Origin of the sequence: Zeimonas sediminis (assembly GCF_023721795.1) — a bacterium.
In the GTDB taxonomy this organism is placed as follows: domain Bacteria; phylum Pseudomonadota; class Gammaproteobacteria; order Burkholderiales; family Burkholderiaceae_E; genus Zeimonas; species Zeimonas sediminis.
In genome coordinates, this window is record NZ_JAMQYE010000001.1 from 859,294 (window position 1) to 876,763 (window position 17,470).

Genomic DNA, 17,470 nt, shown 5'->3' on the forward strand with positions numbered 1-17,470 from the left:
GCAATCTCACTTCAGAACCCTCAACCTCGCGCCTCGCGGGGGGGTCTCGCCTTCCAGCAAGGCCTTGAGGCGCTCTCGCGCCCTGAACAGCCGGGACATCACGGTGCCGACCGGCACGCCGATCGCATCGGCGACCTGCTCGTAGCTCATGTCCTCGAAAGCCACGAGCAGCAAGACCTGCAGCTGTGGTTCCGGCAGGAGCCGCAATGCGCGCTCCAGGTCCAGCGCCGCCCCCCAGCCGCCGGCCGGATCGAATGCGGCGTCGACCGCGGTCACGGCATCCTCGGCGACCGGCAGCTCGTGCCTGTGCCGAGGGCGGCGGGTTTCGCTCACGAAGAGGTTGTGCATGATCGTGAAGACCCAGGCGCGGAGGTCGGTCCCGGGCCTCCATTGCGAAAGCCGGCCGCAGGCGCGCTCCAGCGTGTCCTGGACGAGGTCGTCCGCGGCCGGCCCATCGCCGCACAGCACGCGCGCGTAGCGGCGCAGGCGCGGGATCAGCGCGACCAGCACGTCATGCTCGAGCGGTACACCTGACACCGTTGAACCCGCCCCACATCGGAATCGCTGTCAACACGCGAAACGCCGGCGCCGTTGGAATCGGCGGCACCAGGGTGCGGGCCCGGTCGCACGCAACGCGCTTCGCAGGCCCGGACGCCACACCTCAATCGTAAACGCGCGCAACCCGGGAAGTATTCCCGACTCTGCCTCGAGCCGCGCTATCCCGGCGCCGCGGGATCATCGATAAAAGCCCTCCCACCTTCCGCCGAATGACGCCCCCACGCCCCCGCAGAAGCGCCGTCGAACAAAGCGTTCTCGAAGATTCGTTCCGCGAACCGTTCGAGCGAACGATCGCCTTCAACCAGTCGATCGGCATGCGCATCGAGTCGCTCGATGCCGAGAGCCCGAAGATCCGCTTCGACGTGCGCCCCGAACTCGTCGGACACCATTTGACCGGCAGGTTGCACGGTGGCGTCATCTCCGCCGCGCTGGACGTCACCGCGGGGCGTAACTGCGCTCCCCGTCAGGCCGCCACGCAGCCCTCCAGAAGGGCCCGTAAACGATTCGGGTCGAAAGGCTTGGACATCGCAGTGACCTCCAGGGCCCTCAGGCGAGACCCATCGATCGCCTCCACCTGCCCCGAAAGAATGATCGCCGGCGTCGGTTGGCCCTGCTCCGCCCTGACGGCATCGATCAAGCCGACACCGTCGCTCCCCCCGGGCAATCCGTAGTCCGATACCACGACGTCGAACAGACGCTCCGCCCCGCGGACGACCTCGAGCGCCTCGCCCGCAGTGCCTGCGGCCTCCACGAGAATTCCCCAGCTTTCCATCGTTTCGACGAGCGCGGCTCGCACCTGCGGATCGTCTTCTACTACCAGGGCGTAGGTGCCGGTGAGGGGGCCACTAGCCTCCAACGCCAACGTCGACGTGTCCCCGACGTTCCTTACGCAGATAGCCTCCATCGACCGTGGCATAAAAATATCAAAGCGCGCCCCGACGCCGAGATCTGACGAAAACACGAGTTCATGCCTTGGAAGTTTCTCGATTGTTCCTCGCACTATTGACAATCCGAGACCGTATCCACCTTCCAGTCCACGCCCCGTGGCGCCCAACTGAAAATATTCGTCAAATATTTTTTGATGAAATTTTCGATCGACTCCTAGCCCATTGTCTCGGACGGTCAGCCGCACCCTTTCACCGAGTCGGGCAGCATGCACGACAACCCAAGAGTTCCTCTCGTGGTTCATATACTTCAGAGAATTGCTGACCAAGTTAGAGAGCACATCCCACAAACGGCCTTCTTCACTATCCACAATCAGTTTGCGGAGAGGAGGAATATCTACTCGCATTGTCACACCACGATCTTTCGCCGGCCCCCGAAACACGGCTTCGACCTTCAACAGCAAGGAACGAAGATCGACCGGCCCGACCGCAATCGGCGACGACTTCAAGCGCAGGGCCGACGCCTCTGATAGTCGGTCAATGCTATTTGCCATAACTTCGACGCAGGCCGCTACATTTCCGGCTAACTCATCGAGCCTCGACGCCCCCTCAGATTCTCCGGCCGAATGAATAGACTTGACATGAAGAGACATACTAGCGAGTGGTTGTCGTAAGTCGTGGCTTATTGCTGCGAGAACCTGCGTTTTAAACTTGTTCGCCTCAGCGTTCTCCGCTGCCGTAACAGCAAGCCTCCGAGCCATGTCCAGAAGCTTTTTGCCACTAGAAAAGAGCGCCCTCTCGCGCCGCTCGCCACCGACGGCCATGGCCCAACCAGCAAGATTTGCCACTGTCAGATACAGCAATAATGCAAATATGTATTCGTCTTGGTGATATAAAGCGCCACAGACCACAAGAACTGATGAAACCACACAGGATGCTGCCGAGACATAGGGTGGCAACCTTGTAAATCCATACATTAGCCAACATGCAACTGTCATTGCCGTGGCCAACCTCGTAGTAGTTTGATGCTCCACATCGGGTGGAAAAATACTCATGAGACCGATCGAAAAGCAGACAATCGACGATGGAACGCCAATGATGAATACGTATCTCCTCAACGCAAATCTCGGGCGCAAATAGAGAACGGCTGCGCAAGCCAGAAGGGCGCAAACAACCAAGAGACGCAACCCTTGCCGCCCTGTCGCCAGCTCACCGTTCGGCACGCGTATTGAAACCAAAAGCCAAAATGACAAAGCCAGCCCGCTTCCCATTAACGCTGCTACACGCGACATGCGTAAGCCCGTCACCAAGTAGTGACGGGCGAAAGCTGCTTCATCGCGGCTGGCCGAGAAGCGCGGTGGCGGGCTAAGAGCCTGTCTCAATGAGAGTCTCTTCAACATTCTTGTGCATGCGCAGATGTCGAGGCTCTCGATCGTGGCACAGGGTGCGACTACTCGCCACAGCCCCCTATAGCCAGCGCGGCCCCGCATCGCCACTCAGTTGCAGAGAGACTCTACAGAGCACTTTCACTGTCGAACGCAACCCTATGTTGTACGTAGGAAACTTCCTAATCGCCAGCATTTGTGGCGACAAGCCCTTCCTGTTACGCTTAGCGGTCTAGATCAATAGGCCTAAGACTGTCGTCTTAGCCAAGGCGCTCACGGAGGATCCTTTTTCATGACGAGTTCGTTGACGCTGGAGGAAGTACAGCGAACCGCAGAATCCGTCTCCTCCCTCCAGTGGCCTGGGGGGCCTAGCTCGATCGGCAAGCCACTGCCTTTTCGCGTAAGGGTTGTCCGGACCAATGAACAGTTGGAAAAAGCCATCAGTCTCCGCGCTGAGGCCTATGGCCGGCATGTTCCCGAACTTGCAACTGTCCTTGATAAGCCGGAAGAGATCGATCGCTCCGACAAAGCGATCATTTTTCTGGCGGAATCAAAAGAGGACGGTTCACCAGTCGGAACCCTGCGCATGCAGACAAATCTGCACGGCCCACTTTCCCTTGAACAATCGGTTGTTCTCCCACAACGTTTCCAGAATCGCCCCTTGGCCGGGGTCACCAGGCTCGCGGTAAAGGAAGGACGCGCTGGAAAGCAAGTCAAGCTCGTTCTATTCAAGACCCTTTTTCGCTATTGCTTCGCCACGCAGATCGAGTGGATCATCATTGGGGCTCGACCACCTTTGGACTCGGAGTATCGAAAGATCGGCTTTGAAGACGTGTTCGATGACCAGCGTCTAGTGCCATTCGTCACCGCGGAACACATCCCTCACCGTGTCTTAGCTTTTGACGTCTTGGGTGCTGAACGCAAATGGTTCGCGACGAACCATAGGCTGTACAAGTTTATGGCTTACGACTACCATCCGGACATTGAGGTTTTCGCATCGATCAGTGGAATGTGGTCTCGACCACGTCGAATGCGTAGAAGCGATTCAGAGTTGAGTGTTCCTGCGAACTTGGGTATCCCGCTCGTCTGATTGCCTAGCCCTTCCGTCGGAAGCACGTGTGTGGAGGTTCGCCTTTAAGGCATCGTAGGAACCTCGACGTGCCAGCCTTCTGGCCCGCTCGCAATTCATCTCGTGCATGCACATGGCGGCATTTGGGCTGAGCAAAGAAAGCAACCGACTTCGAGATGCGGTCTCGCGATTTCTTCTTTACGGGATCGCAGTACTCATCCTTGCTTCTGTTGCGGCCGTAACCATTGGTTGGGGTCTTTCAAGCAGCGATTGGGAGTCGTACACGCAGGCGGAAGAGCTTGCGTTCACGTACGAAGAAGATTCGACCGCGGACTTAAGCCCCGCTGAGGCTTTCGCGCGATTGCGAAAGTCCCCTGTCAGTACCCGCACGTTCGCCACCAACCGATCCGAGCACGCCTTCTGGCTCCTGTTGGAAGCCCCCGAGCGGTCGGCCCCTTACTCGATCGTCCTGCCATCACGCCATCTTCGAAGCGCCGAGTGTTGGTGGCGATCTCGGGATGCCGTCGATGGTCAAACCTCTTCGATTCGGCCACTTGACTCAATACGTCCAAGCCGTGGCGGGTTTGTATTGGAGATCGTCGAGGCAGATCCTGGCTGGGTTCTTTGCAAGACAAGACACGTCGGGCCGGCTCGAGCGACAGTACTAGCCGCCGACCCCGTAGGAGTAAAGATCGCCGAGCAGCGTTTCGAACGCTCAGGAGGCTTGCTCTTTGGCAGTCTCTTGATGCTCGCGGCATTTAGTGCGGTCGTTGCGGCGGTCTCTAAGGACTCAACATTCTTCTTCTTCTCAATTTGGATAATTCTTAACCTTCGCATAGCTGCCGTAAGCGCCGGATGGGATTTCTCTTGGCTAGGCCTCAGCCCGGAACTAGAAATCACGTTTCGACAAACATCTCTGGGCGGTTACTCTCTGATATCCGGCTTGCTCTTTGGCAGCTTGTTCAAGCAGGAAATTGTCAAGCTACATCTGACCCCCCTCTTTCGTGGCGGGGTTGCGTTCGCTGCCGCGATCCTTGTCGCCTCTTTCATTCTTCCCTATAAGACATTCCTGCCAATTATGTGGGGCTCGGCCGCTATAGCGGCCATTATCCTTGGAATCCTCCTCACGCGGATCTGCGCCAGCAGCCTTTCTTCCATCGCCATCTGGTATGGACTCGGGTGGGGCTTTTCTATTCTGGGAATTGCAGGTGAGATTATTCGCGCAGTCACGAATCAGACACTGGACATCCCGGGACTCAATCAGTCCACCGGAGCGGTAATTTCTGCATTGCTGACCGGCGTGGCACTCGCTCAGAAATTAAACGATGAACGCCAGCAACGGGTTTCTGCACAGAATAGTGCGGTCTACGCCCTCCAGCGCTTCCGCGAGAACTACAACGCGATGCCCGTCGGCCTGTTCTCGATGAAGGACGACGGGACCATCCTCGAGTACAACCCCGCGTTCGGTGTGATGTTCGGGCTGCCGCCGCCATCCCAGTACCGCGAGCCACGGCGCTGGGCGGAGGTCGCCAACGAGTACGCGTTCGAGTCGCTGATTCGGCAGGCGGATGAGAGCAGGATCACCGACACCGAGATCGCGATCTCTTCGCGGGAGGGCGGTCGCCGCTGGCTGCACATGCGGGCGTTGCGCAAGCAGGGCCGCATCGAAACCTGGATCGAAGACGTGACCGCGCGAAAGGAGGCCGAGGGCCGCTTGCAGTTCCTCGCCGATCACGACTCGCTGACCGGACTCCTGAACCGGCGTGGCTTCAATGCGTACCTCGAGCGGGCGATCGCCGCATCGCGCGATCGAAGCATCTGCTTCGCCTACGTCGACCTGGACCGGTTCAAGCTCGTCAACGACCTGTTCGGACACGTGGCGGGCGACCAGATTCTTCGCCAGATGTCGACGCGGACGCGCGCCGTGGTGCGTCCGCCCCATGTCGCCGCCCGCGTCGGTGGCGACGAGTTCGTGGTCATCATCAACGACATGGACCTGGACGCGGCGCGCATGCTCTGCGAGGAGCTGCGGCGGGCCCTGAGCGAACAGCCCTACCAGCATCAGGACAAGGCGTTCAGCGTTGCCGCCAGCATCGGCGTGATCCGGCTCGACCCGGCGATGTCGCCGCGGGATGCGCTTACGGCGTCGGACCGGGCCTGCTCCGAGGCGAAGAAGGCGGGCGGCTCGACGGTCGTCGCCTTCGACTCGCGCAGTTCCGAGCTGACCGCCTATCTCGACGAGATCAAGCTCGTGGCCAACATGCGCGAGCGGCTGCCGGTCGAGAACTTCTTCACCCAGTTGCAGCCGATCGTTTCGCTGCGAACGCCCTACTCCAGCCTTTCCTACGAGGTGCTCGTCCGGATGCGCGATGGTGCTGGCGCCGTAGTGCCCCCTGCCCGCTTCATCTCGGCCGCCGAGCGAAACGGCCTGATGAGCCAGATCGACCGCTGGGTGCTGCGCTCGACGCTCGAATGGCTCGACGAGCATCCCGATCACCGGGAGCGCCTCGGCTTCTGCACGATCAACCTCAGCGGGGCTTCCCTAAACGACGAGAAGTTCCTGCAGGACACGATCTCGCTGATCCGCGAACACCGCGACGCGACACAACGGGTGTGCTTCGAGATCACGGAAAGCGTGGCGCTCTACGACCTGAACACCACGCGGCGCTTCGTCGACCGGGTCAAGTCCTTCGGGGCGCGGGTCGCCCTCGACGACTTCGGCGCCGGCTACACGTCCTTCAGCTACCTGAAGGAGCTGCCTGGCGACTTCGTGAAGATCGACGGGAGCTTCATTCGCGACGTGAACCTGAATCCCGCGAATCACGCGATCACGCGCGCGATCGTCGACCTCTCCCACGAGATCGGCATGGCCTGCGTGGCCGAGTGGGCCGAGAACGCCGAGATCGTCCGCACGCTGAGGGACCTCAACGTGGACTACGCCCAGGGATTCGGTCTTTGCCGGCCGGTCGACCGCGAGCGCCTGCTCCACGCCGATCACGGCGTGGCGCTGGTCCAGGACCCGCAGGTGATCGAGGTCCTCGGCCAACAGGCCCCGGCAGCGCACCGCCGCAGCAGCATCGCCGGCCGCCGCAGCATCCTGGCGGTCTGAGTCCGGCGGCACCGCGCAGAACCGAGCTCCCCCGGGGGACCCGGCGCGCAAGGCCCGGCCCGCGCTCCTCGAGATGGCCCCGAGGCCGTCGTAATCGAGCCCGCTGGCCGGCGTTATGATTCCGTATCGCCGGCCCTCCTCGGCCCGCCCCCCGGACTTCGATCGATGAACGTTTCCCCCGAAGGGACGCCGCACGCGCGTGCGGCGACCTCCAAGATTTCCAGCATCCTCGTCACCGGTGACGGCCTGCTCGCGGACTCGCTCGCGGACGCCTTCCTTCGCGGCGGTGCGACCGTGCAGCGTGCGGCGGCGCAGCCTGTCGGCGCCTGCGCGGCTGCGGTCGACCTCGTCGTCGAGGCATCCCGGTCAGCCGCCAGCGAGCGGGCGCGCGCCCTGCATCGGCTCGAGCACCAGGCCCCCGCATCGGTCCCGATCGTCGCGGTGTCGACCATCGACCCCATCGCTGCCTTGGCGGGCGGCCTTCATGAAAGAGGCCGCCTGATCGGGCTCGCGCTCGCTGCCGCCCCAGGCCCCGCTCGCTTCGCCGAGATCGTGCGGGGCGAGTCGAGTCCGGATGCGATCGATTCGCTGCGCACTCTCCTTGCGCATAGCGGCATCGACAGCATCGAGGTATCGGACGCCACGGGCTTTCATGCCCCCGGCCTGGCCCGGGCCTTCGCGAACGAGGGGCTCGCACTGCTCGGGGAAGGCATCCCTGCCGCCACGATCGAGCGTGCGGCGCACGAGGCCGGGTTCGCCGCGGGCCCGTTGGCGCTGATGGACGCAATGTCGCTCGAGGAGGCCGACCGGCTGTTGCATGACGCCGCGGACGGGCACGGCCACGATCATGGGCACGACCACGGACACGGACACGGACACGGACACGATCACCGACACGGACACGATCACGGGCACGGGCACGGGCACGGGCACGGGCACGATCATTCGCACGGTCACGGGCACGATCATTCGCACGCGCACGGCCACGGTCACTGCTGCGAGGAGCACGGTCATCACCACGCGCCAGGGCACGAACATCACGATGCCCACCACGAGGCTGCACCGCCGCACGGCATGACCGAAGAAGCTGTGTACGTGCTCGAGAAGATGGCTCATGGCTTCGGGCGATTGGGCCGCGAAGCCGGCCGCGGCTTCTACGACTACGAGGACGGCGAGGAGCCCGAGCTGTGGTCCGGCCTGAAGGTGTTCGAGCGCCGCCGCGCCGCGGTTCCCGCCGAAGACCTGCGCGACCGCCTGCTCTACGCGCAGGCGGTCGCGTCCCTGCGCTGTCTTGCCTCCGGGGTGATCGCTTCGGCTGACGATGCGAACCGCTCGTCGATTCTCGGCGTGGGCTTCCCGCAGGCGCTCGGCGGCACGCTGGCCTTCGTCGAGCGCATCGGGCAGGCCGCATTCGATGCGCGCGCGCGCGAGCTCGCCGGGCGCTATGGCGAGCGTTTCACGCCCCCGGAGCTGCCTACCGGTCTCGGCGGGCGGGCGCCGGCAACGGAGAAATGAGCCGATGACGCCGGAAAGCCGCATCCGCCCCGGGAAGTACCTTCACGATCTGCGCGAGCCGGTAGCCACGCGCCCGGCCGCCACGGTCCTGCTGCTGCGAGACAGCGCCGCCGGACCGGAAGTCCTGATGACCCGGCGCTCGATGTCGGCGAGCTTCGCGCCGGGCGCCTTCGTGTTTCCGGGTGGCGTCGTCGACCCGCTCGACGCCTCGCCCGCCGCCCGCCGCGTGAGCGCTTCGCGTCCCGACCAGTCGCCCGAGACCCTCGCCTTCGTGACCGCGGCGGTTCGCGAGGCCTTCGAGGAACTGGGCGTGCTGCTGGCGCGACCGGCGCGGTCGGGTGTCGACCCGGCCAAGGTCGCGACGACGATGCCCCGCCACGACGATGGCAGCTTCTTCGAACGCGTCGCGGCGGCCGGCCTCACGCTGGCGCTCGACGAGGTCCACTGGCTGAGCCGCTGGATCACCGATCGCGACCTGCCGAAGCGCTTCGACGCGCACTTCTTCGTGGCGAAGATGCCCGAGGGGCAGGAGCCGGTCGCCGACGAAGGCGAGCAGTTCGAGCCGACCTGGGTGCTGCCGGCGCAGGCGCTCGCGCGACACGATCGCGGCGAGTTCGACATGATCTTCCCGACGATCCGCACGCTGCGCGCGCTCACGCGCTTCGAGGACGTCGCCGCGATCCTGCGCCACTGCGAGGAGAACCCCGGCAGGTGGTTCTCCTGCCCTCGGGCGGGGCTTCTGCGCGGTGAGGTCGCCCGCTTCAGCGAGGAGGAACTGCCCTTCGGCGAGCTCGAGCTCGTGAGCCCGGACGGCAGGATCGTCCACGAGCTCGACTGGCAGCACGAGCGGGCGGTGCCGCTGCTGCGACACGTGCAGCGACTGACCGCGCCCAACCCGGGCCGCATGACCGGCCCGGGAACGAACACCTACATCGTCGGCGAGCCGGGCGAATACCTGGTGATCGATCCGGGGCCCGACGAGCCGGACCACATCGCACGGATCGCGGCGATCGTCGGTGACGGGCTGAAGGCGATCGTCTGCACCCATGCGCACCCCGACCACGCGCCGGGCGCCGCGCCGCTGAAGGCGCTGACCGGCGCGCCAATCCTGGGTCGCCCGACCGGCCCGGACTTCGACCCGCAGTGGGCCTTCGTGCCCGAGCGCACGCTGGAGGACGGCGAGTGCCTGCGCGTGGGCGACTCCACGCTGCGGGTGCTGCACACGCCCGGCCACGTGTCGAACCACGTCTGCCTGCTGCTCGAGGAGGACGGCCTGCTGTTCTCGGGCGACCACATCCTGAACGGCTCGACGACGGTGATCACGCCGCCCGATGGCGACATGCGCGACTACGTGGCCCAGCTGCACAGGCTGGCGCACGAGCCCTTCGACTACATCCTGCCGGCCCACGGCCACGCGATCGCGGCGGGCAAGAGGGAGGTCGCCCGGCTGATCGCGCACCGCATGGCGCGCGAAGCCAAGGTGATCGACGCGCTGGGCACTGCCGGCAAGCCGGCGACCGTGGACGAGCTGGTGCTGACCGCCTACGACGACGTGGACCCGGTGATCAGGCCGGTGGCCAAGCGCTCGCTGACCGCGCACCTGCTGAAGCTTCGCGACGACGGCCTGGCCACGCTCGACGGCGAGCACTGGCAGCTGATCGGCTGACCGCCCTGCCGGCTGTCGATGCCGGCGGCGCAGCGCGAAAAAAATCCCGGCCAGCCCGAAGGCTGCCGGGATTCCCGTTCGATCCGGCGCCGGTCCGTGTCTGGCGGCCCGGCCGGCGAACCGGGCGCCTCGGCAGTCGAGGCGCCGCGGCGGCCGATCAGCCTTCCGGCTGGCGGGCCGCGTCGTCGGCGGCGGCGGCCTTCATCGACAGGCGCAGGCGGCCCTTGTCGTCGGCCTCGATCACCTTGACGCGAACGACCTGGCCTTCCTTGACGTAGTCGGAGACCTGGTTGACGCGCTCGTTGGCGATCTGCGACACGTGCAGCAGGCCGTCGCGGCCCGGCAGCACCTGCACGATGGCGCCGAAGTCGAGGATCTTCAGGACCGTGCCTTCGTAGATCGCGCCGATCTCGACCTCGGCGGTGAGGTCCTCGATCATCTTCTGCGCGCGCTTGGCAGCGGCGCTGTCGACCGCGGCGATCGTGATCGAGCCGTCGTCCTGGATGTCGATCTGGGTGCCGGTGGTCTCGGTGATCTGGCGGATCGTGGCGCCGCCCTTGCCGATCACGTCGCGGATCCGCTCGGGGTTGATCTTCATCGTGTACATGCGCGGCGCGTAGTCGGAGAGCTCCTCGCGGGCTCCGCCGATCGCCTGCTGCATCAGGCCCAGGATGTGCATGCGGCCTTCGCGCGCCTGCGCCATGGCGACCTGCATGATCTCCTTGGTGATGCCCTGGATCTTGATGTCCATCTGCAGCGCGGTGATGCCCTGCGCGGTGCCTGCCACCTTGAAGTCCATGTCGCCGAGGTGGTCCTCGTCGCCCAGGATGTCCGACAGGACGGCGAAGCGGTTGCCTTCCTTGATCAGGCCCATGGCCACGCCGGCCACGTGGCTCTTGACCGGCACGCCGGCGTCCATCAGCGCCAGGCAGCCGCCGCAGACGGAAGCCATCGACGAGGAGCCGTTCGATTCGGTGATCTCGGAAACCACGCGCAGCGAGTAGGCGAACTCCTCGGCCGTGGGCAGCAGCGGACGGATCGCGCGCTTGGCCAGGTTGCCGTGGCCGACCTCGCGCCGCTTGGGCGTTCCGAAGCGACCGGTTTCGCCGGTGGCGAACGGCGGCATGTTGTAGTTGAACATGAAGCGATCGCGGTACTCGCCGTTGATCGCGTCGATGATCTGCTCGTCGCGCGAGGTGCCCAGCGTGGCCACGACCACCGCCTGCGTCTCGCCGCGGGTGAACAGCGCCGACCCGTGAGCGCGCGGCAGCAGGCCGGTGCGGATCGAGATCGGGCGGATCGTGCGGGTGTCGCGGCCGTCGATGCGCGGCTGCCCCGACAGGATCTGGTGACGCACCAGCTTGGCCTGCAGATCGAACAGGATGTTGCCGAGCTCGTTCTTGTCCGGGGCGGGCTGCCCCGCGGCCTCGGCCTCGGCGACGACCTTCTCGATGGCAGCCTGCTCGACCTCGCGAATGCGGGCCACGCGCTGCTGCTTGTTGCGAATGGCGTAGGCCTCGGCGAACCCGGCTTCGGCCAGCTCGGTCACGCGGGCGATCAGCGCCTCGTTCTTCGCCGGCGGCGTCCACTCCATCTCGGGCTTGCCGCCCATCTCGACCAGCTCGTTGATCGCGTCGATCGCGACCTGCATCTGCTCGTGACCGAAGGCGATCGCGCCGACCATCACGTCCTCGGGCAGCTCGTGCGCCTCGGACTCGACCATCAGCACGGCAGCGTCGGTGCCGGCCACGACCAGGTCGAGCCTGGACGAGGCCATCTGGGTGGCGCTCGGGTTCAGCACGTACTGGCCGTCGACGTAGCCGACGCGGCAGGCGCCGATCGGGCCGGCGAAGGGCACGCCGGAGATCGCAAGCGCGGCCGAGGTGCCGATCATGGCCGGGATGTCGCTGTCGACTTCCGGGTTGCTCGACAGCACCTGGGCGATGACCTGGACCTCGTTGTAGAAGCCTTCGGGGAACAGCGGGCGGATCGGCCGGTCGATCAGGCGATCGATCAGGATCTCGCGCTCGGTGGGCCGGCCCTCGCGCTTGAAGAAGCCGCCCGGGATCCGGCCGGCCGCGTAGAACTTCTCGACGTAGTCGACGGTCAGCGGGAAGAAGTCCTGGCCCGGCTTGGCGCTCTTGGCGACCGAGACCGCCACCAGCACGACGGTGTCGTCCATCGTGACCAGGACGGCGCCGCTGGCCTGGCGGGCGATCTCGCCCGTTTCGAGGGTGACGGTGTTGTCACCCCACTTGAATGTCTTTCTTGCGATATCGAACACTTGCGTTCCTTGTAAACATTGCCCGCGCGATCGGCCGGCGGCGCGGTTCGCCTCTTCAACAACCACTCATGGCGGGCCGCCCGTCCGGCGCGCTGCCCGTGTAATGCAAAAAGCAGTCGTTCAAACAAAAAACCCGCAAGTTTGTCTTGCGGGTTCTCTGGCGTTTTCGATCAGCCGCGCAGACCGAGTCGGCCGATCAGTGCCTTGTAGCTGTCGGCGTTCGTACGCTTTAGGTAGTCGAGCAGCTTGCGACGGCGGCTGACCATGCGAAGCAGGCCGCGGCGCGAATGGTGGTCCTTCGCGTGGGCCTTGAAGTGCTCGGTCAGCTCGACGATGCGGGCGGTGAGCAGCGCGACCTGGACTTCGGGCGAACCGGTGTCCGAAGCGGCACGCTGGTAATCGGCGACGATCTTCGCCTTGTCGATGTTGGCGACAGCCATGGATTTCCCCTGATTGAATCGATGAATCACTTGCGGCGCCGCCGGGTTGCAGCGCCGTGCTGAGGTAAAGCCTTGAGAGTATAGCAGTTTTCAGGGCTGCCGCATCGCGCAGCCGTGCGGCATGGCCGTGTCCGCGGGCTCGAACCGCCGCTCGGTCACGAAGCCGAAGCCGCTTCCCTCCAGGTCGAAGCGCGGAGCCCCTTCCCCAGCCGACGGCCCGGCCCGGCGCATCACGGAAACCTGCAGCGGGGTCAGGATCTGGTGATCTTCCGCCCGCATCGTGGCCGTGTAGGGGGCGCCGACATGGGTGCGCCCCTCCAGCGCCCGGGCCACCGCCGCCGCCTCCGGCTTGCCGGCGGCCTCGATCGACGCCGCCAGCATCTCGATCATGACCACATGGCGCATGTTGAAGTAGTCGTCGCGAGGGTCGCGCAGCCGGGCCCGGAAGTCCTCGTAGATCGGCTGCGCCGCCCCGATCCCGGCATTCGGGTGCCACTCGGCGACCGCCCTCACCTTGTCGACGCCGGCCTCGCCGATCGCCGCCGGCGCGCCGAGGCCGTTGCCGTAGAAGGTGTAGAAATCCGCATCGAGCCCGACCTCGCGGGCGGCCCGGACCAGCAGGGTCAGGTCGTTGCCCCAGTTGCCGGTGACCACCGCATCGGCCCCGCTGCCGCGGATCTTCGCCGCGTAGGGCACGAAGTCCCGGATGCGGCCGAGCGGGTGGAGCTCGTCGCCGACGAACTCGATGTCGGGGCGCCGCTCGGCGATCATCTCGCGCGCGAGCCTGGCGACCTGTCGGCCGAAGCTGTAGTCCTGGTTCAGCAGGTAGACGCGGCGCACCCGCGAATTGCCGGCCAGCGCGTCGACCAGCGCGCGCATCCGCATGCCCGCGTGCGCGTCGAAGCGGAAATGCCAGAAGCTGCAGCGCTCGTTGGTGAGCACCGGGTCGACCGCCGAGTAGTTCAGTAACAGCATCCGGTTGCCGGGCTCGCGTTCGTTGTGGCGCTCGAGCGCCTCGACCAGCGCGCCGGCCACCGTGGAGCTGTTGCCCTGCAGGACGAAGGGAATCCGCAGGTCCGCCGCGCGCCGCAGCATCACCAGCGCCTCGTCGGCCTGCCCCTTGCTGTCGAGCCGGACCAGCTCGAACGGGCGGCGCGCGTCGCCGACCGGCACTCCCCCTCGGGAATTGACCCGGTCGACCGCGAACTGCAGGTTGCGCCAGACCGCTTCCCCGGCGTTCGCGAACGGGCCGGAGAAGCCCTCGATCAGGCCGAGGCGGATCGGTGCCGCCGGCGCAGCCGCGTCGGCCTTGGCCGCACCCGACGGGGCCTGCGCCAGCGCGCCGCCGGCAGCAGCGAGCATGCCGGCGATTGCCAGCGAGAAGGAGAGCGCGGCGCCCAGCAGCGCCCGGCGCCGCCCGCGTCGGGCGACGCCCGGAACGCTGCAGGACAAGCTCAGACCCCGCCGCGCTGAGGGTCCACGCGGACCGTGTCCGACTTCAGGCGATTCAGCGCGCTCAGGTAGGCCTTGGCCGACGCGACGATGATGTCGGGATCGGCGCCCACGCCGTTCACGATCCGGCCCGCCTTGGCCAGCCGCACCGTGACCTCGCCCTGCGACTCGGTCCCGGTCGTGATCGCGTTGACCGAGTAGAGCATCAGCTCGGCGCCGCTGCCCGCCTTGGCCTCGATCGCCTTGAAGGTGGCGTCGACCGGTCCATTGCCCTCTGCCTCGGACGTGGTCTCTGCCCCGTCGATCGACATCGTGATGCGGGCATGCGGGCGCTCGCCGGTTTCCGAGCCTTGCGACATCGAGACGAGCTGGTAGTGCTCGTCGACCTGGTGGTGGGCCGCCTGCTCGGACACCAGCGCGTGGATGTCCTCGTCGAAGATCTCGGCCTTGCGGTCGGCCAGGTCCTTGAAGCGCTGGAAGGCCTCGTTGACCTCCTGCTCGCTGTCGAGCTGGATGCCCAGTTCCTGCAGGCGCTGCTTGAACGCGTTGCGGCCCGACAGCTTGCCCAGCACGATCTTGTTCGCGCTCCAGCCCACGTCTTCGGCGCGCATGATCTCGTAGGTGTCGCGCTGCTTGAGCACGCCGTCCTGGTGGATGCCCGAGGCGTGCGCGAAGGCGTTGGCGCCCACCACCGCCTTGTTCGGCTGCACCGGGAAGCCGGTGATGCTCGAGACCAGCTTGGAGGCCGGCACGATCTGGGTGGTGTCGATGCCCACTTCGAGGTCGAAGTAGTCGCGCCGGGTCTTGACCGCCATGACCACCTCCTCGAGCGAGGTGTTGCCCGCCCGCTCGCCCAGCCCGTTGATCGTGCACTCGACCTGCCGGGCGCCGCCGATCATCACGCCGGCCAGCGAATTGGCCACCGCCATGCCGAGGTCGTTGTGGCAGTGGACCGACCAGACCGCCTTGTCCGAGTTCGGGATGCGGGTGCGCAGCGTGAGCACCAGGTTGCCGAACAGCTCGGGCACGCCGTAGCCGACCGTGTCGGCGATGTTGATCGTGCGCGCGCCTTCCTCGATCGCGGTCTCGAGCACGCGGCACAGGAAGTCCATGTCCGACCGGCTGCCGTCCTCGGGCGAGAACTCGACGTTGTCGGTGAAGTTGCGGGCGTAGCGCACCGCCTGGCGGATCTGCTCGTGCACCTGGTCCGGCGTCATCCGCAGCTTCTTCTCCATGTGGAGCGCCGAGGTGGCGATGAAGGTGTGGATCCGCGCCGACTTCGCGCCCTTCAGCGCCTCGGCGGCGCGCGCGATGTCGCGGTCGTTGGCCCGGGCGAGCGAGCAGACCGTGGAATCGGTGATCGCGTCGGCGATCGCCCTGACCGCCTCGAAATCGCCGTTCGACGACGCGGCGAAGCCCGCCTCGATCACGTCGACCCGCAGCTTCTCCAGTTGCTTGGCGATGCGAAGCTTCTCTTCCTTGGTCATCGAGGCGCCGGGGCTCTGCTCGCCGTCGCGCAAGGTCGTGTCGAAGATGATGAGTTTGTCGGCCATGGAAGATGCTCCTATGCTTCGCCGCCCGCCTTGTGGACGGGAGACAGGGTGCTGCTACGGGGGGATGGGGGAAAGGGGGTGTCAGCGCGCTAGGCGCAGTAGCAGGCCGAGCGCGGCTAGCGCGCGCAGGCTGCCGGGCTTCCGATTGCCGGAAACCGGGGAGAGCTGGAAGAAGGGAGCCGAAACGGTCGCCATGCACCGCAATATATCGGCTTCGGGAACGGTTCGCAACACGCCTCGACTCATCGCGCGCTCAGGTCCGCGGCAGCGTGACCCCGGTCTGTCCCTGGTACTTCCCGCCGCGGTCCTTGTACGAGGTTTCGCAGACCTCGTCGGACTCGAGGAACAGCATCTGCGCGCAGCCCTCGCCGGCGTAGATCTTCGCCGGCAGCGGCGTGGTGTTCGAGAACTCCAGCGTGACGTGCCCTTCCCATTCCGGCTCGAGCGGCGTCACGTTCACGATGATGCCGCAGCGCGCGTAGGTGGACTTGCCCAGGCACACGGTGAGCACGTTGCGCGGAATGCGGAAGTACTCGACCGTGCGGGCCAGCGCGAACGAGTTCGGCGGAATGATGCAGATCGGGCCCTTGAAGTCGACGAAGGACTTCTCGTCGAAGGCCTTGGGGTCGACGATCGTCGAATTGATGTTCGTGAAGATCTTGAACTCGTCGGCGCAGCGCACGTCGTAGCCGTAGCTCGAGGTGCCGTAGGAAACGATCTTGCGGCCGTCGATCTGGCGGACCTGGCCCGGCTCGAAGGGCTCGATCATCTGCTGCTCGGCCGCCATCCGGCGGATCCATTTGTCGGCCTTGATCGTCATGGGGAATCCTGGGGTTCGGCCTGCGCCGCTGCGAAAGCGGGAATTCTACCCGCCGCCCGAGCGCGTGGTCCCCGCCCTGCCCCGGCCCGCGCCCTAGCCCCCGCCCCGCTGCGTATGGCGATCGAAGCGGGTGATCCAGCCGCGGGCCTCGGCGGCGCGCTCCTGCGGATAGTCGAATCGCACGTCGAGCTGTGGCATGCGCAGCAGGGCGACGACCCGCGGCGGCATGACCTCGACCTGCACGCGCATCGGCCAGCCGCCGGCGTCGAGCCTGAACTCGCCGCCCCCCCCGCCTGCAGGTTCCAGGCGAATGTCCTGCCCGCCCGTGAACTCGCGCAGCCAGCGTTCGATGTCGGCCGGCGTGCAGGCCATCACGCGGCGATCGCCGAAGAAGGGCATGGGAGGGGAAACGTCCGGAACGCGGCGGGAAACGGGCAGCTCAACCGCCCGCGATCGGCGGCCAGATCGCCAGCGTCTCGCCGTCGGTGAGCACCCGCGCGGCCCGGGCGTCCTTCTCCACGTAGCGACCGTCGACCAGCACTAGGTGAACGAGCTTGCCCGGCAGGTTGAAACGGTCGACGACCTGCTGGACGGTCGTGCCCTCGGGCACCTCGAGCTCGATCTGGTTTCCCTGGCGCCGCCGCCCGTCGAGCTCGTCGGGCAGGTGGTCTGAGAGCATCGCGAACAGCTTGAAGGTGATGCGCATCGGTCTGGCTGAAGAGGTGGCTTCTGGGG

General features: G+C 65.7%; 14 protein-coding genes. 4 read left to right on the forward strand and 10 right to left on the reverse strand.

From position 1 onward, the window contains the following. Nucleotides 1-6: 6 nt before the first annotated feature. From M6I34_RS04005 to M6I34_RS04015, 3 genes are all read right to left on the reverse strand, one after another. A complete protein-coding gene (locus tag M6I34_RS04005) occupies nucleotides 7-510 on the reverse strand; it encodes an RNA polymerase sigma factor (protein WP_272484418.1) in 504 nt (167 codons plus the stop codon). 206 nt (nucleotides 511-716) lie between these two features. After that, nucleotides 717-965: a hypothetical protein gene (locus tag M6I34_RS04010; RefSeq protein WP_272484419.1), complete on the reverse strand. Its 249-nt coding sequence runs from the start codon at nucleotides 963-965 to the stop codon at nucleotides 717-719. Nucleotides 966-1,021: 56 nt separating this feature from the next. Next, nucleotides 1,022-2,842, reverse strand: coding sequence for an ATP-binding response regulator (locus M6I34_RS04015; protein ID WP_272484420.1), 1,821 nt, complete (start codon nucleotides 2,840-2,842; stop codon nucleotides 1,022-1,024). A gap of 277 nt (nucleotides 2,843-3,119) precedes the next feature. Here M6I34_RS04015 and M6I34_RS04020 point away from each other — a divergent pair, with 277 nt between their 5' ends. The 4 genes from M6I34_RS04020 (at nucleotide 3,120) to M6I34_RS04035 (ending at nucleotide 10,186) form a co-directional block, all read left to right on the forward strand. After that, complete coding sequence (locus M6I34_RS04020) at nucleotides 3,120-3,917, forward strand: N-acyl amino acid synthase FeeM domain-containing protein (RefSeq protein ID WP_272484421.1); 798 nt, start codon at nucleotides 3,120-3,122, stop codon at nucleotides 3,915-3,917. Nucleotides 3,918-4,029: 112 nt separating this feature from the next. Continuing rightward, the gene (locus tag M6I34_RS04025; RefSeq protein ID WP_272486599.1) at nucleotides 4,030-7,005 is read left to right on the forward strand and encodes a putative bifunctional diguanylate cyclase/phosphodiesterase; all 2,976 of its coding nucleotides are present in this window, start codon (nucleotides 4,030-4,032) and stop codon (nucleotides 7,003-7,005) included. 165 nt (nucleotides 7,006-7,170) lie between these two features. Then, entirely contained in the window at nucleotides 7,171-8,520 is a 1,350-nt protein-coding gene (locus M6I34_RS04030; protein ID WP_272484422.1) for a 3-hydroxyacyl-CoA dehydrogenase family protein, read from the forward strand. A 4-nt stretch (nucleotides 8,521-8,524) separates the two neighbouring features. Continuing rightward, the gene (locus M6I34_RS04035) at nucleotides 8,525-10,186 is read left to right on the forward strand and encodes an MBL fold metallo-hydrolase (RefSeq protein WP_272484423.1); all 1,662 of its coding nucleotides are present in this window, start codon (nucleotides 8,525-8,527) and stop codon (nucleotides 10,184-10,186) included. 157 nt (nucleotides 10,187-10,343) lie between these two features. Here M6I34_RS04035 and pnp read toward each other — a convergent pair whose 3' ends face one another. The 7 genes from pnp to thiS form a co-directional block, all read right to left on the reverse strand. Next, a complete protein-coding gene (pnp, locus tag M6I34_RS04040; RefSeq protein WP_272484424.1) occupies nucleotides 10,344-12,470 on the reverse strand; it encodes a polyribonucleotide nucleotidyltransferase in 2,127 nt (708 codons plus the stop codon). Between the two features lie 170 nt (nucleotides 12,471-12,640). Continuing rightward, the gene (rpsO, locus tag M6I34_RS04045) at nucleotides 12,641-12,910 is read right to left on the reverse strand and encodes a 30S ribosomal protein S15 (RefSeq protein ID WP_272484425.1); all 270 of its coding nucleotides are present in this window, start codon (nucleotides 12,908-12,910) and stop codon (nucleotides 12,641-12,643) included. A 90-nt stretch (nucleotides 12,911-13,000) separates the two neighbouring features. Further along, nucleotides 13,001-14,272 (reverse strand): branched-chain amino acid ABC transporter substrate-binding protein, encoded by a 1,272-nt coding sequence (locus M6I34_RS04050; protein WP_418953533.1) that lies wholly within the window; start codon nucleotides 14,270-14,272, stop codon nucleotides 13,001-13,003. A gap of 92 nt (nucleotides 14,273-14,364) precedes the next feature. Beyond that, nucleotides 14,365-15,915, reverse strand: a complete 1,551-nt coding sequence (locus M6I34_RS04055) for a 2-isopropylmalate synthase (RefSeq protein WP_272484427.1) — start codon at nucleotides 15,913-15,915, stop codon at nucleotides 14,365-14,367. Between the two features lie 253 nt (nucleotides 15,916-16,168). After that, the gene (gene dcd / locus M6I34_RS04060) at nucleotides 16,169-16,735 is read right to left on the reverse strand and encodes a dCTP deaminase (protein ID WP_272484428.1); all 567 of its coding nucleotides are present in this window, start codon (nucleotides 16,733-16,735) and stop codon (nucleotides 16,169-16,171) included. A gap of 93 nt (nucleotides 16,736-16,828) precedes the next feature. After that, nucleotides 16,829-17,134 (reverse strand): hypothetical protein, encoded by a 306-nt coding sequence (locus M6I34_RS04065; protein ID WP_272484429.1) that lies wholly within the window; start codon nucleotides 17,132-17,134, stop codon nucleotides 16,829-16,831. Nucleotides 17,135-17,174: 40 nt separating this feature from the next. Beyond that, entirely contained in the window at nucleotides 17,175-17,441 is a 267-nt protein-coding gene (thiS, locus tag M6I34_RS04070; protein WP_272484430.1) for a sulfur carrier protein ThiS, read from the reverse strand. Between the last annotated feature and the right edge of the window lie 29 nt (nucleotides 17,442-17,470).